Source organism: Burkholderia territorii, from assembly GCF_902833055.1.
In the GTDB taxonomy this organism is placed as follows: domain Bacteria; phylum Pseudomonadota; class Gammaproteobacteria; order Burkholderiales; family Burkholderiaceae; genus Burkholderia; species Burkholderia territorii.
The window spans coordinates 1-1,629 of the sequence record NZ_CADFEJ010000046.1 but is presented as its reverse complement, the minus strand read 5'-3'; the positions used below and the strand labels follow the sequence as shown (position 1 = coordinate 1,629).

Here is a 1,629-nt window from a genome sequence, read left to right as displayed (position 1 = left end):
TCGGGAGCGAAGCAATTGGAAGTGGTTCCAAGAAAAGCCTCTAAGCTTCAGTCTAACGATGACCGTACCGCAAACCGACACAGGTGGGCGAGATGAGTATTCTAAGGCGCTTGAGAGAACTCGGGAGAAGGAACTCGGCAAATTGGTACCGTAACTTCGGGATAAGGTACGCCCTTGTAGCTTGACTGGCCTGCGCCAGGAGGGTGAAGGGGTTGCAATAAACTGGTGGCTGCGACTGTTTAATAAAAACACAGCACTCTGCAAACACGAAAGTGGACGTATAGGGTGTGACGCCTGCCCGGTGCCGGAAGATTAAATGATGGGGTGCAAGCTCTTGATTGAAGTCCCGGTAAACGGCGGCCGTAACTATAACGGTCCTAAGGTAGCGAAATTCCTTGTCGGGTAAGTTCCGACCTGCACGAATGGCGTAACGATGGCCACACTGTCTCCTCCCGAGACTCAGCGAAGTTGAAGTGTTTGTGATGATGCAATCTACCCGCGGCTAGACGGAAAGACCCCATGAACCTTTACTGTAGCTTTGCATTGGACTTTGAACCGATCTGTGTAGGATAGGTGGGAGGCTATGAAACCGGAACGCTAGTTTCGGTGGAGCCGTCCTTGAAATACCACCCTGGTTTGTTTGAGGTTCTAACCTTGGCCCGTGATCCGGGTCGGGGACAGTGCATGGTAGGCAGTTTGACTGGGGCGGTCTCCTCCCAAAGCGTAACGGAGGAGTACGAAGGTACGCTAGGTACGGTCGGAAATCGTGCTGATAGTGCAATGGCATAAGCGTGCTTAACTGCGAGACCGACAAGTCGAGCAGGTGCGAAAGCAGGTCATAGTGATCCGGTGGTTCTGTATGGAAGGGCCATCGCTCAACGGATAAAAGGTACTCTGGGGATAACAGGCTGATACCGCCCAAGAGTTCATATCGACGGCGGTGTTTGGCACCTCGATGTCGGCTCATCTCATCCTGGGGCTGTAGCCGGTCCCAAGGGTATGGCTGTTCGCCATTTAAAGAGGTACGTGAGCTGGGTTTAAAACGTCGTGAGACAGTTTGGTCCCTATCTGCCGTGGGCGTTGGATATTTGAAGGGGGCTGCTCCTAGTACGAGAGGACCGGAGTGGACGAACCTCTGGTGTACCGGTTGTCACGCCAGTGGCATCGCCGGGTAGCTATGTTCGGAAGAGATAACCGCTGAAAGCATCTAAGCGGGAAACTCGCCTTAAGATGAGATATCCCCGGGGACTAGATCCCCTTGAAGGGTCGTTCGAGACCAGGACGTTGATAGGTCGGGTGTGTAAGCGCAGTAATGCGTTCAGCTAACCGATACTAATTGCCCGTAAGGCTTGATCCTATAACAAGTCTGTCTCGCGCCAGGATGAGCGCGTCGGACAAGTTGGATTCTCGTGTGTGATACACACAACTCAAGATTACTGCTTCTTCCAAGATTGGTTCTGTTGGCCATGCCAGCAGGACAACCCCCTTTGCCTGATGACCATAGCGAGTCGGTCCCACCCCTTCCCATCCCGAACAGGACCGTGAAACGACTCTACGCCGATGATAGTGCGGATTCCCGTGTGAAAGTAGGTAATCGTCAGGCTCCCCTCAAGCCAGAAACCCCCGCCC

Annotated in this window: 2 rRNA genes; both read left to right on the top strand. The window is 53.4% G+C overall.

Annotated elements, in window-relative coordinates:
- Positions 1 to 1,357 (top strand): 23S ribosomal RNA (locus HW466_RS30890); the annotation flags it as partial.
- A 133-nt stretch (positions 1,358 to 1,490) separates the two neighbouring features.
- Positions 1,491 to 1,603, top strand: a 5S ribosomal RNA gene (gene rrf, locus HW466_RS30885).
- Positions 1,604 to 1,629: the final 26 nt, after the last annotated feature.